This is a genomic window from Gordonia aichiensis NBRC 108223 (assembly GCF_000332975.1).
Classification (GTDB): domain Bacteria; phylum Actinomycetota; class Actinomycetes; order Mycobacteriales; family Mycobacteriaceae; genus Gordonia; species Gordonia aichiensis.
Window position 1 is genome coordinate 90,897 of sequence record NZ_BANR01000022.1, and the last position, 12,881, is coordinate 103,777.

The window sequence follows — 12,881 nt, forward strand, 5'->3', positions numbered from 1 at the left end:
GCGCCGACCGCGCTCAGAACAATCGGAACTCGGTGCTCTCTGCTCCCCTGAGCGCGTCGTAATCCAGGATGACACAACGGATTCCGCGGTCGGTGGCGAGTGTCCGCGCCTGCGGTTTGATCTGCTGGGCCGCGAAAACACCGCTGACCGGCGCAAGCAGCGGGTCACGGTTGAGCAACTCCAGGTAGCGGGTCAGTTGTTCGACACCGTCGATCTCGCCCCGACGTTTGATCTCGACGGCCACCGTCGCTCCTTCGGCGTCCCTGCACAGGATGTCGACGGGGCCGATCGCCGTCATGTACTCGCGTCTGATGAGCGTATGTCCCGGTCCGAGAGTCTCGACGTGCTCGGCGAGCAGTTCCTGCAGATGCGCCTCGACGCCGTCCTTCACCAAGCCGGGATCGACACCGAGCTCGTGCGACGAATCGTGGTCGATCGACGCCAACGTGATGCGCAGCTCCTCGCCTGCCTTGTTGGTCACCACCCAGTACGCCTCGACCGAATCGTGTGCTGCGGCGATCTCGTCGGGGACCTCCGCCTCGGTCAACCAGCATGGCGGACTCATCCAATTGAGCGGTTTGTATGCGCGGTCGTCAGCGTGCACGCTGACCGACCCGTCGGATTTGATCAGCAGCAGCCGCTTGGCCATCGGCAGATGAGCCGTCAGTCGGCCGACGTAGTCCACTTGGCATTCCGCGATCACCAGACGCACACCCGGCAGCTTATCGGTCGCGCGTGACGACCGAGTCGACCCCCGATGCCCGGCGAGCCACACCACTCGGACCTTCCCGCGCGGTCAGGAGTTCCGGTAGAGCTTGAGCAGGAACTGCTCGGCGTCGTCGACGGCATCGGCCATCGACGGGTGTACATGTGGCAGCGCCGGGTCGAGTCCCTGCAATTGCTCGGGAACAGCGAGGTTGTGAACCACACTGTCGGAGCGATGACGCTCGACGCTCGCACGCACCTCGCCGTCGGGGTCGACGAGTACCACGCGCTTGCCGTTGTCGTCAGCCGTACGTTTGACAGCGAGCATCATCGTGCGCGCGACGGGATCGATCACACCGACCCGCGAGATCTCGATGATCACGACATCGACGCGCTCGATGTCCTCCTCGACGCGGCGTAACGCGCTCTCCGCGCTCCCGAATGTCAGGTCGCCCTGCAACTCGTACACCCGAACACGGTCCCTGCAGGTCCGCAGGAAGCCGCGCTCCTCCTCGGTCCAGTCGTCGCCGACGGGGTAGTCCGCAACGTCGTAGGTCGCTCTGATCGTGACCCTGTTCTCCCGGGTGACGTTGAACATGTGCAGCCCGAGATCGGTGGACAGGTGCTCGCAGGTGTCGACCCCACGCACGCTGTTGCCGTGCTCGTCGAGCCGCGGCGAGTAGACACCGATGCCCAACTGCCCGGGCAGCACCGCGAGGATGCCTCCCCCCACACCGCTCTTCGCAGGCATTCCGACCGCGGTCACCCAATCCCCCGCGGCGTCGTACATGCCGCAGGTGGTCATCACGCTCAACAGCCGCTGTGCGACCTCCTGACTGATCACCCGCCGTCCGGTGCGCGGGTTGGCGCCGCCGCACGCGATCGTCGTACCCATCACGGCGAGGTCGTCGGTCGTCACCTCGATGGCGCATTGCCGGAAGTACAGCGCGATCGCGGCATCGGGATGTGTGTCGAGTGCGCCGAAACTGTCGAGCATGTAGGCGATCGCGCGGTTTCGCGACCCGGTCGCGGCCTCGGATTCGAAGACTTTCTCGTTGAGAGTCAACTGACGTCCGGCGCACGCGGAGTAAAAGGCGAGGATCTCGTCGAAGGTCTTCTCCACGATCTCGGGACCGACGTCGCGCACTGGTGGCAGAAGCAACGACGACGCGACGATCGCCCCCGCGTTGATCATGGGGTTCTTGGGCCGTCTCCTGGAGTCGACGCTGATCTGGTTGAACGCCTCGCCCGATGGTTCGACACCGATCTTCGCGTCGACCTCTTTCGGCCCGAGTCTGCTCAGCGCCATCGCATACGTCAGTGGCTTGGACACCGACTGGATGGTGAACTCGGTGTCCGCGTCGCCGAGTGAGTAGAGGTAGCCGTCGTGCATGGCGACCGAGAGTCCGTAGCCCTCGGGATCGACGGCCGCGAGTTCGGGAATGTAGTCGGCCACCTCCCCGGCCCGATCGTCGGCACAATCGGCCATGATCTTGCTCAGGTAGCCGTCCACATGCGAAATCGTCACGCACCGACCGTATCCCGCGAAGGGGTGCCGGTCGAGTAACCGCACAACGCAGGCGAGGTCAGCTACGGCGCTCGACGCCCTCGTCGGTTCGCCCGCGGAGATCCGTGCTGATGTCGACGCCCGCTGCGAACCGATAGGGATTCGCCGAGAGCACACCGCCGAGACTCTTTCGCAGGCGCGACATCTCGGCACGCACCGTCACCGTGCGGTCGTCGCTGCCGAACAGATGCTCCGACATCGCAGCAGCACTCAACCCGTCGGGGTGGGCTGCGAGGAGCGCGAGGATCTCGGCGTGCCGCGGCGACGGGCGATGAGTCCATGAGCCGGTGGCGCCCGAGATCCGCACCGTCGGCCGGTGGCCCTCTGTGAAGTCGAGCTCGACGAGAGTCGTCCGCGCAGGACTCTGGACGTCGGCGACGCGGACGAGCCATCCACCCGGCAGCGGTTCGAACTCGCACGCGCCCAGGGAATGCAACCACGCCCGTCCCGGCTCGGGCCGACGCGGTAGGAGCAGCCGCGAACACGGCGCAACCGAGTCGACAGCCGCGACCCAGCCGTCGGCATCGACGGCGAGCGCGGGGCCCGACGACCGCGCGAGGATCGGGGCCGCGACCGCCCTCAGCTCGTCGAGGTGACGCCGATGATGTTCACGCAGTTGCGATTCCGCGAGTTTGGCAACGGCACCCACGAGCGCGAGTGTCGTCGGGTGGATCGTCGCAGCGGGTCCACTGACATCGACGACGCCGAGCAGTGACCCCGACCGCGGGTCTCGGATGGGAGCCCCCGCGCACGTCCACGTGTGGTGCGTACGGACGAAATGCTCGGCCGAGAAGACCTGCACTGGTCCGCCCGACATCAACGCGGTTCCGATCGCATTGGTACCTACCGATCGTTCACCCCAATCGGCACCTTCAATGAAACCGAGGCGATCAGCGCGGTGCAGGACACGCGTCTGCCCTCCGCGCCACAGGATGCGCCCCGAGGCGTCGGCGATCACGAGGATGTTGTCGCCGTCGGCGATCATCGCGTCAAGACCGCCGGTGAGATCGTCGAGGACGAGCGCGAGCGGCGTTGCGGCACGACGCGCCTCCAGTTCTGCCGCGTCGATGAGATGGTCGGGCGATCCGTGATCGGGATCGACTCCTGCGTCGAGAACGCGCCCCCACGACTGGCTGATCACGTCTCGTGGGCGCGCCGGTGGCCGATTACCCGACATCGCGGCGTCGTAGACGGCGGCGAGGACCGCTGCGTACTGCCGCGGATCGTCGCCCGCGGCGACGGCGGGCTCGCCGGTTCCGGAGGGTGCGGTGGAAGACATCACCAGTGATTGTGCTCTCCATCACACCGTCGTCGCAAAGAAGTGACACATCGCAACCCACTGCAACCCTTGCACGCCACAGTCTCCGGCGAGTGTGCTGTGGCTCACAGGTCGCGCGGCACCGTCAACCCGATGCGCGCGCCCGGCCCAGACGTCCTGTCAACGAAACACAGAACACGGAAACACAGAACAAGGAGCAGCGATGACCCAGACTCTCGAGCCGACCACCGGTCATGACCGATCGAGCCCACGCACCCCGACCGAACGCGTCGACCGATGGTTCGCCGACTTCGAAGCGGCGCTCAAGGCACGCGACATCGCTGCGGTGACCGGGATGTTTGCGACTGACTGCTACTGGCGCGACCTCGTGGCGTTCACCTGGAACCTCAAGACCGTCGAGGGACGCGATCAACTTGCCGACATGCTCGCGGCACGGCTCGAGGACACCGATCCCGGTTCTTTCGAGGCGACGGAAACCCCGACCGAGGACGACGGTGTCGTGACCGCCTTTCTGTCCTTCGACACATCCACCGGACGCGGTGAGGGCATTCTGCGATTGCGAGAGGCGGCCGACGGCAGCGACCGTGACGAGGCATGGACCCTGCTGACCACGCTGCAGGAGCTCAAGGGGCACGAGGAGCCGCGAGGCACCGGCAGAGTGCTGGGCGCGGTGCATGGTTCGGACCCGGACACGCGGTCGTGGGCCGAGCGTCGCGAGGCGGAGGAAGCAGAACTCGGCCGAACACGTCAGCCGTACGTCCTCGTCGTCGGTGGTGGCCAGGGCGGCATCGCGCTCGGCGCACGACTGCGGCAACTCGGCGTGCCGTCGATCGTCGTCGATAGCCATGACCGGCCGGGCGACCAGTGGCGCGGCCGGTACAAGACGCTGTGCCTGCACGACCCGGTCTGGTACGACCACCTCCCCTACCTGCCATTTCCCGACAACTGGCCGGTGTTCGCCCCCAAGGACAAGATCGGCGACTGGCTCGAGTTCTACACGCGCGTCATGGAGGTGCCCTACTGGTCCAAGACGACCTGCACCTCGGCCACCTACGACGAGCAGGCAGGCCGGTGGACCGTCGAGGTGATCCGCGACGGCGAACCCCTGACCCTCACCCCCACCCAACTGGTTCTCGCGACCGGGATGTCCGGCAAGCCCAACGTGCCCGCTTTCCCCGGTCAGGACGTGTTCACAGGCGAGCAGCACCACTCGAGCCAGCACCCGGGCCCCGACGGGTTCGCCGGAAAACGGGTCGTGGTGGTCGGCGCGAACAACTCGGCGCACGACATTTGTAAAGCACTGGTGGAGAACGGAATCGACACCACCATGATTCAACGATCGTCGACCCACATCGTGCGCTCGCAATCGCTCATGGAGATCGGTCTCGGTGCGCTCTACAGTGAGCAAGCCGTCGCGTCGGGGATGACCACCAAAAAGGCCGACCTCACGTTCGCGTCGCTGCCCTACCGGATCATGCATGAATTCCAGATTCCGCTCTACGACCAGATCCGTGAGCGCGACAAGGACTTCTACGCCCGACTGGAGGCCGCTGGATTCGATCTCGACTTCGGCGACGACGACTCCGGCCTGTTCATGAAGTACCTGCGACGCGGCTCGGGCTACTACATCGATGTCGGCGCATGCGATCTCGTCGCCGACGGCAGCATCAGACTCGCACACGGCCAGGTCGATCACCTCACCGAGAACTCCGTGGTACTTGCCGACGGCACTGAACTGCCGGCCGACGTCGTGGTGTATGCGACCGGATACGGCTCGATGAACGGCTGGGCCGCCGATCTGATCGGGCAGGATGTCGCCGACCGCGTGGGCAAGGTGTGGGGGCTCGGTTCCGACACCACCAAGGACCCCGGACCGTGGGAGGGCGAGCAGCGCAACATGTGGAAGCCGACCCAGCAGCCCGGACTGTGGTTCCACGGCGGCAATCTGCACCAATCCCGCCACTACTCGCTGTATCTCGCACTGCAGCTCAAGGCGCGATTCGAGAACATGGACACCCCGGTCTACGGCCTGCAGGAGGTGCACCACCTCAGCTGACCGGGCACAGAAGTCCGCCCCCTCCGTTCACTGGCCAGAATGTCCTGCGCATCACCCCGACGCAGGACATTCTGGCCAGTGCGTCCAGGAGTGGCCCAGCGCACAGTGAATCCACTGCCGTGAACATCGAACCCACGAACGCTGCCTGGCCCTTCCTCCCGTGTCGACCGATCGGAGCGCACCACGATGACCACCTCTCGGCCCAATCTTCTGGTCGCCTATCTCGCGACCCCCGGCGGCGAGGACGCGCTCGCGCTCGGCGCACAGCTGGCCCTCTCGTTGCACACCGAGTTGAAGGTCTGCCTCGTCGTCCCACCGTCGACAGCCGCCGAGAAGGCCGCGGCGCCGGGCGATTTCCAGGAGATCCTGGACAGGCAGGCCACCACCTGGCTCGACGACGCGCTGAGCTCGCTACCTGACGGGGTCGACGCCGAGGGGTACGTCGCGGAGTACGAGAACACCGCCGAAGGCCTGTCGATCGAGGCGCGGCGGCTGAACTCGTCGATGATCGTCGTCGGCGGCTCCGGCGGCGGCATCCTCGGTCGGCATTCGCTCGGGTCGATCGTCACCAACCTGGTCCACACGTCGACAACCCCGGTCGCGGTCACGCCGCGCGGAATCCGCGAGGTGGTCTCGCCGGTCACACGGATCACATGCGCCGTGGGCAGGAGACCGGGAGTCGACGCACTGTTGCAGGCCGCAACCGAGGCGTGTGCACGGGCCGATGTCCCGCTCCGATTGCTGTCACTGCTACCGGTCGACGACGGCCTCTCGAGCGATTCCAGCCAGGATTCCGATGCACGCAGGGCGGTCAACGACCACCTCGAGCGCACCGTTGCCGCCGTGCGCGCCGACCTGCCGGCAGGTCATCCGGTGAGCACGGCCATCGCGACCGGTAAGACCGTCGAGGACGCCGCGGCGTCGTTGGAGTGGGAGCCTGGCGATCTCATCTACGTCGGTTCGAGCCGACTGGCACAGCCGTTCCATCTGTTCCTCGGTTCGACTGCGGCAAAGATGCTGCGGGTACTCGCCGTTCCCATGATCGTCGTTCCCCGCGGCGCCTGACACCGGAGATGCAGAGATGAGTTCGTCCCAACCGTCGCCGATCGAATCACCCGACCCCGCGACGTCGAATCCCGTGACCGTTGACGCCAGCAGCAAGGGGCTGGCATCGGGGAAGGTCGGTGTGTTCTCCGGCGCGATCCTCGGGATCTCAACGGTCGCCCCCGGCTACACACTCACCGCGAGCATCGGACTGATCGTCGCGGCCGTCGGACTCAAGATGCCCGCGATCTTCATCGCCGGCTTCATTCCCATGTTTCTGACGGCCTACGCCTACCGCGAGCTGAATTCGGACACTCCCGATTGCGGCGCATCCTTCACCTGGTCTACCAAGGCATTCGGACCATACGTGGGGTGGATGTGTGGCTGGGGCATGGTCGTGGCCACCATTATCGTCCTGTCGAATCTCGCCGCGATCGGCGTGCAGTTCTTCTATCTGATCATCGCGCAGATCTTCGACAAGCCATCGATCGCCGACCTCGGCACCAACAAACTCGTCAACATTCTCACGACGTTGGCCTTGCTCGCGATCGCCACCTGGGTGTCGATGCGCGGCATCACCACCAGTGAGCGAATTCAGTACGTGCTGGTCGGTTTTCAGCTCATCGTGCTGTTCGCGTTCGCGATCATCGCGTTCGTGAAGGTTGCTGATGGATCGGCGCCTGCCGGGCTGCATTTCGACATCGACTGGTTCAATCCCTTCACGGGACTGACGATCTCGGCTTTCGCCGTCGGCCTCACCGGTTCCATCTTCGCCTTCTGGGGTTGGGACACGTGTCTGACGCTTGGCGAGGAGTCCAAGGACCCCAAGCGCACCCCGGGGCGAGCCGGGTTGCTGTGCGTGATGTCGATCCTGCTCACGTATCTGCTGGTCGCCGTCGCGGTGATGATGTACGCGGGCGTCGGCACCGACGGAGTCGGGTTGGGCAATGAGAACAATGCAGAGAATGTGTTCGGCGCCCTCGCAGATCCGATTCTGGGCCGCTGGGGCGGTGTGCTGCTGTTCGCCGCGATCCTGGTCTCGTCGATAGCGAGTCTGCAGACCACATTCCTTCCGGTCGCGCGCACCATGCTCGCCATGGGCAGCTACGGAGCGTTTCCCCGGAAGGTCGCCGAGATCAGCCCGCGATTCCTGTCACCGTCGTTCGCGGCCCTGGTGGCGGGGATCGTGACGGCCGTGTTCTACACCGTGGTAACCATTCTCTCCGAGCGCACGCTGATCGACACGATCGCGGCGCTGGGCATCATGATTTGCTGGTACTACGGCATCACGGCGTTTGCGTGCGTCTGGTACTTCCGCCGAGGCTTGTTCTCCTCAGCCCACAACTTCTTCTTCAGATTCTTGTTCCCGCTGCTGGGCGGTGCCGCGCTGATCGTCGTGTTCATCATCTCCGTCGGCGAGAGCATGAACCCCGACAACGGCAGTGGCGCTTCGATATTCGGTGTTGGTCTGGTGTTCTATATCGGCTTCGGATTGCTGGTGCTCGGGCTGTTCGTGATGCTCTACCTCCGCGTGCGCCAGCCGGCGTTCTTCAAGGGCGAAACGCTGCCGCGGTCGCTGCCCGTCTCATCGGACGCAGACAGCCGCTAGGACCGCCGAGCGCTGTCACATCGTGACAGCAGTGTGCACGGCGATGTCGCTCTCGACGAGCAAGTCCGTGGTGTGGGCGATGTGGTCACGCAATGCTGTCACTGCGCCGCCAACGTCACGCGCGAGCGCCAACTCCATCATTCGACGATGCTCGCCATCGAGATCGCGATTCTTCTCGCGCCCCAACGGCTGCGACCATCGTCGGTAGAGTTCTGCCTCGTCGCGCAGACCGTTGGCCAGCTGCAGGAGCTTCTTGTTCGCGCAACCCTCGAGCAATGCACGATGGAACGCCGCATGGGCCAGCGCCCATTCATCGGTCACACGCACGGGAGCGTCGTCGGTGAGATAGCGCGTACCGACCATCCGATGGTGAGCGGCGACGACAGACGATTCCCACGCGAGGTCGCCGTCGCCGATCGCGCGGCCGAACACCAGCCCCTCCAGTTCGAGACGCGCGTCGGTCAGTTCGCGCAATCGAGGAACGGAGATCTCGGTGACCGCGTACCCGACGTTGGGCTCGTTGGTGACGAGCCCTTCGAGCGACAACCGTGTGAGCGCTTCGCGAATCACACTCATGCTCGCGTCACACTCCGCCGCAAGGGTTCCGAACTTCAGGCGGTCACCCGGCAGATATCGACCGCCGAGGATCTCGCCGCGCAACTGCGCGTAGACGAGATCGCCTCTCGTCTGCCTCGTCTTCGCTGTGGCCATGGTCACAACCATAGTCCATCATTCGCTAGATCCGCGTCATATCGCTCGATTTTCGAAAATCACTTGCACTGACGAATATGACGGAGTAGACCAGGGTTCAGTAACTGTGACACCGATCACCCACTGGCATCGATGCGCAGCAACAGGAGGAAGTGAGCGAGCATGCGCCTGGAGTTCTCGAGAAGCGTGCGGTGTTGGTCGACGACGGGAATCGGCTGGCAATCGACATCGCCGAGGCAAGCGATGGACTTTTCGGGCCATCGATCACCGCGATTTACAACGGCTGGGACGATTTCACCGAGTGGGCCCGCACCATCGACCCCGCCAACGGCAGCGTCTTCGACGCCACTCTGGACAACCCGGTCCCCGAGCCGTCTCAGGTCTTCGCGATCGGCCTCAACTATGCCGAACACGCGGCGGAGTCGAAGTACGACGTTCCCGACTTCCCGCCCGTGTTCACCAAGTTCAGGACATCGCTGGCCGGCCCCGTCGGCGTCGTCGAGTTGACCGGTCCCGAGGTCGACTGGGAGGTCGAGTTGGTAGCGGTGATCGGCCGCGCCGCGCACTGTGTCAGCGAAGCAGACGGGTGGGACCACGTGGCGGGTCTGACGATCGGGCAGGACATCTCCGATCGCGAGACGCAGTTCAATGCGCATCCACCGCAGTTCAGCCTCGGTAAGTCGTATCCGGGGTACGCGCCGATGGGACCTGTCGTCGTCACGCCGGACGAGTTCGCCGACCGCGACGACCTCGAACTCAGTTGCGCCGTCAACGGAGAGCAGATGCAGAAGGGCCGCACGTCGGAGATGATCTTCTCTGTCCCGCAATTGGTCTCGCGTCTCTCGCACATCACGCCGCTCCTCCCGGGCGACATCATCTTCACAGGCACGCCGTCCGGTGTCGGCATGGGCAGAACGCCGCAGCGATTCCTCACCGACGGTGACGTTCTCACTTCCAGAGTCGCCGGGATCGGCGACATCGAGCAGCGCTTCGTCGCACCGGTAGAGACGCGGTGATCGACAATGGCACTGCACAGACTCGCGTCGGTCACCATCGGCGTACCGAATGTCGAAGAAACTCTGGCCTACTACACGGAGTTCGGGCTGACGCCGACGTCGGACGGCTGGTTGTCGACCACCGAGGGCGGCGAACAGTTGCGGATCGTCGCCGCGCCGACACGTCGACTTCTCGAACTCTCGGTGGGCGCTGACGATCTCGACGACATCGACCGCATCCACCACGAACTGATCTCGAAAGGCTTTCTGGCGCAACGGCACGGCAACGAGGTGACCGCCCACGAACCGGTCGCCGATCTCCGTGCCACTGTCCGGGTCCTGCCCCGCCTGAACCAACAGCGTGTCGAACCGACTCCGTACAACGGTCCCGGTCGCATCGATCGGTACGGCCGCGCACCCGGTGTGATGCGCGACTACGCGATCAAGCCGCACAAGCTCGGACACGCGGTCCTCGGTTCCACCGACTACGTAACGACCTGCCGATTCTTCGTCGACGGACTCGGCTTCAAGATCAGCGACCACATCAAGGGGCATGGGTCGTTCCTGCGCTGCTCACAAGACCACCACAACGTCCTCGTCATGAACTCGCCGGTGACCTACCTGCATCACACCTCATGGCAGGTCGACGATATCGACGACGTGGGACGCGGCGCCGCCGCGATGCTCGAGGGCAATCCCGAACGCCATGTGTGGGGCCTCGGCCGACATCACGCCGGGTCGAACTTCTTCTGGTATCTGAAGGACCCCGCAGGGAACTTTTCCGAGTACTACTCCGACATGGATTGCATCCCCGACGATGCGCTGTGGACGCCGGAAGATCTCGAAGGCGCACGAGGACTGTTCAACTGGGGACCGCCACCTCCCCCGAGTTTTCTCGCGCCCGAAGACCTCGCTGCCATGATGACCGGCTCCCACGCCACCAACTGACGCCGCAAACCCGCACCCCCTATTCACCCCGCCGGCCTGACGCCGGTACTCCGACCAACGGAGGTCGACTTCCCATGGAAACCGTTACCACGAATGTCCTCATCGTCGGCGCAGGGCCGGCAGGCCTGACCGCAGCAGCACTGCTCGCCAAGTACGGCGTCAGGGCCCTGACCGTCAGCCGGTACTCCGGCACCGCGAACTCACCACGCGCCCACATCACCAATCAGTGTGCGATGGAGGTCTTCCGGGACCTGGGCATCGATGACCGGGTGCGCGCCGCAGCCGTGCCGAACGAGTACATGGGCAACAACGTCTGGGCGACCAGCTTTGCGGGGACCGAGATCGCCCGGTTGAACTCCTGGGGTTCGGGGACACTTCGGCACGCCGACTACGAGGTATCGAGCCCGACAGAGATGTGCAACATTCCGCAGCATGTCCTCGAACCGATCTTGCTGCAGGCAGCGCGTGAATTCGGCGCAGAGATCCGGTTCAGCACGGAGGCCGTCTCGCTGACCGACACCGGCGATCACGTCGATGCCATCGTGCGCGAACGCACGACAGGCGCCGAGTATCGCGTACGCGCCACGTATGTGATCGGCGCCGACGGCGGACGGTCGACAGTTGCACAGCAACTGGAGTTCCCACTGCGCGGCGAGATGGGACTCGGGGCCGCCATGAACATCTGGCTCGAAGCAGACCTTTCCCAATACACCGCTCACCGTCCCGGAACCCTCTACTGGATGGCGCAGCCCGGCAACGACTACTGGGTCGGCAGCGGCACGTGGATCTGCGTGAAGCCGTGGACGGAATGGGTATTGCTGTGCATGTACAACCCCGAGGACGGCGAACCCGACACGTCCGAGGAGGCGGTCATCGAGCGTGCCCGCACCACCATCGGCGACGACTCGATCGACATCCGCATCAAGTCCGTCAGCAAATGGCAGATCAACCACGTCATCGCCGACACGTTCAGTAAGGGCCGGGTGTTTCTGGCGGGCGACGCGGCACACCGGCACCCGCCTGCGAACGGTCTCGGCACCAACACCTCGGTGCAGGACTCGTTCAACCTTGCGTGGAAGCTCGCCATGGTGCTGCGCGGAGGCGCCGGACCCGCACTGCTCGACACCTACACGCAGGAGAGACAACCCGTCGGTGAGCAGGTCATTGATCGCGCGATGCAGAGCGTACGCAACATGCTGCCCATCTCGAAGGCGCTCGGCTTCGAGCCGGGACAGTCCGCGGAGGACGGTTGGAGGATGCTCGACGAGTTGTTCTCCGGAACCGAGCGTGGCGCGCAGCGACGCCGCGAACTCGACAGCGCTGTCGCGTTGCAGAACTACCAGTTCAACGCGCACGGAGTGGAACTGGGACAACGCTATTCGTCGACGTGCATCGTCGACGACGGCACCGACTACCCGGACAGCCCCCGCGATGAAGAGCTCTACTACCAGCCGACGACGCATCCGGGAGCCCGCATTCCCCACGCGTGGGTGGAAAAGGGTCGGCGCCGGGTCTCCACGATCGACGTCACTGGCCACGGCGAACTCACCCTCGTCATCGGCGAGAACGGTGCCCGTTGGGCCGACGCGGCTCGACGGGTAGCCCACGAGTTAGGAGTCGGTCTTCGGGTACGTGCCATCGGAACGGGATGCGAATACCACGACGTACTGCGTGAATGGACCCAGCAGCGCGAGGTCGGCGACGACGGCGCATTACTCGTCCGACCCGACCACCATGTCGCGTGGCGCAGCATGGCGATGGACACTGATCCGGTGACAGCTCTCCGCACTGCACTGGCCACAGTGCTTGCCAGATCCGTCCCTGCCCACACCACACCACCCGACGAGGACCTCGACACCCAGGACGGACGAATTCCAGACCCTGCTTCCGTGGCGCCAGTTGTCACCGCCGGGATCTGAACATCGGACAAAAAAGTGCCTCAGAATGCAGTCATGCCCCGCACCGGA

General features: G+C 64.8%; 10 protein-coding genes. 6 read left to right on the plus strand and 4 right to left on the minus strand.

Annotation, left to right across the window (positions count from 1 at the left end):
• Window positions 1–13: 13 nt before the first annotated feature.
• The 3 genes from nucS to GOACH_RS17960 form a co-directional block, all read right to left on the minus strand.
• On the minus strand, window positions 14–712 hold the full coding sequence (nucS, locus tag GOACH_RS17950; RefSeq protein ID WP_040519073.1) for an endonuclease NucS: 699 nt from the start codon (window positions 710–712) through the stop codon (window positions 14–16).
• A gap of 84 nt (window positions 713–796) precedes the next feature.
• Window positions 797–2,233, minus strand: coding sequence for a glutaminase A (gene glsA / locus GOACH_RS17955; protein WP_005177835.1), 1,437 nt, complete (start codon window positions 2,231–2,233; stop codon window positions 797–799).
• Between the two features lie 58 nt (window positions 2,234–2,291).
• Window positions 2,292–3,551, minus strand: coding sequence for a helix-turn-helix domain-containing protein (locus GOACH_RS17960; protein WP_052004063.1), 1,260 nt, complete (start codon window positions 3,549–3,551; stop codon window positions 2,292–2,294).
• A 202-nt stretch (window positions 3,552–3,753) separates the two neighbouring features.
• On the opposite strand from GOACH_RS17960, the gene GOACH_RS17965 reads away from it, so the two are divergent.
• The 3 genes from GOACH_RS17965 (at window position 3,754) to GOACH_RS17975 (ending at window position 8,260) form a co-directional block, all read left to right on the plus strand.
• Entirely contained in the window at window positions 3,754–5,607 is a 1,854-nt protein-coding gene (locus GOACH_RS17965; protein WP_005177841.1) for an NAD(P)/FAD-dependent oxidoreductase, read from the plus strand.
• A gap of 186 nt (window positions 5,608–5,793) precedes the next feature.
• Window positions 5,794–6,672 (plus strand): universal stress protein, encoded by an 879-nt coding sequence (locus GOACH_RS17970; protein ID WP_005177843.1) that lies wholly within the window; start codon window positions 5,794–5,796, stop codon window positions 6,670–6,672.
• A 16-nt stretch (window positions 6,673–6,688) separates the two neighbouring features.
• Window positions 6,689–8,260, plus strand: coding sequence for an APC family permease (locus GOACH_RS17975; protein ID WP_005177845.1), 1,572 nt, complete (start codon window positions 6,689–6,691; stop codon window positions 8,258–8,260).
• A gap of 15 nt (window positions 8,261–8,275) precedes the next feature.
• On the opposite strand, the gene GOACH_RS17980 is transcribed toward GOACH_RS17975, so the two are convergent.
• Window positions 8,276–8,971, minus strand: a complete 696-nt coding sequence (locus GOACH_RS17980; RefSeq protein WP_040519082.1) for a GntR family transcriptional regulator — start codon at window positions 8,969–8,971, stop codon at window positions 8,276–8,278.
• Window positions 8,972–9,123: 152 nt separating this feature from the next.
• Between GOACH_RS17980 and GOACH_RS17985 the strand changes: the two genes are divergently transcribed.
• The 3 genes from GOACH_RS17985 to GOACH_RS17995 all read left to right on the plus strand — a co-directional run bounded on the left by GOACH_RS17985 (window position 9,124) and on the right by GOACH_RS17995 (window position 12,833).
• Window positions 9,124–9,987: a fumarylacetoacetate hydrolase family protein gene (locus GOACH_RS17985; protein ID WP_005177850.1), complete on the plus strand. Its 864-nt coding sequence runs from the start codon at window positions 9,124–9,126 to the stop codon at window positions 9,985–9,987.
• Window positions 9,988–9,993: 6 nt separating this feature from the next.
• Window positions 9,994–10,914, plus strand: coding sequence for a VOC family protein (locus GOACH_RS17990; protein ID WP_005177853.1), 921 nt, complete (start codon window positions 9,994–9,996; stop codon window positions 10,912–10,914).
• Window positions 10,915–10,988: 74 nt separating this feature from the next.
• A complete protein-coding gene (locus GOACH_RS17995) occupies window positions 10,989–12,833 on the plus strand; it encodes an FAD-dependent monooxygenase (protein WP_005177855.1) in 1,845 nt (614 codons plus the stop codon).
• Window positions 12,834–12,881 lie beyond the last annotated feature (48 nt).

Bases quoted from the DNA above. Each gene is read 5' to 3' on its own strand.
- GOACH_RS17960 (WP_052004063.1), bottom strand. From the start codon at position 3,551: ATGTCTTCCACCGCACCCTCCGGAACCGGCGAGCCCGCCGTCGCCGCG.
- GOACH_RS17965 (WP_005177841.1), top strand. From the start codon at position 3,754: ATGACCCAGACTCTCGAGCCGACCACCGGTCATGACCGATCGAGCCCA.
- GOACH_RS17970 (WP_005177843.1), top strand. From the start codon at position 5,794: ATGACCACCTCTCGGCCCAATCTTCTGGTCGCCTATCTCGCGACCCCC.
- GOACH_RS17975 (WP_005177845.1), top strand. From the start codon at position 6,689: ATGAGTTCGTCCCAACCGTCGCCGATCGAATCACCCGACCCCGCGACG.
- GOACH_RS17980 (WP_040519082.1), bottom strand. From the start codon at position 8,971: ATGGCCACAGCGAAGACGAGGCAGACGAGAGGCGATCTCGTCTACGCG.
- GOACH_RS17990 (WP_005177853.1), top strand. From the start codon at position 9,994: ATGGCACTGCACAGACTCGCGTCGGTCACCATCGGCGTACCGAATGTC.
- GOACH_RS17995 (WP_005177855.1), top strand. From the start codon at position 10,989: ATGGAAACCGTTACCACGAATGTCCTCATCGTCGGCGCAGGGCCGGCA.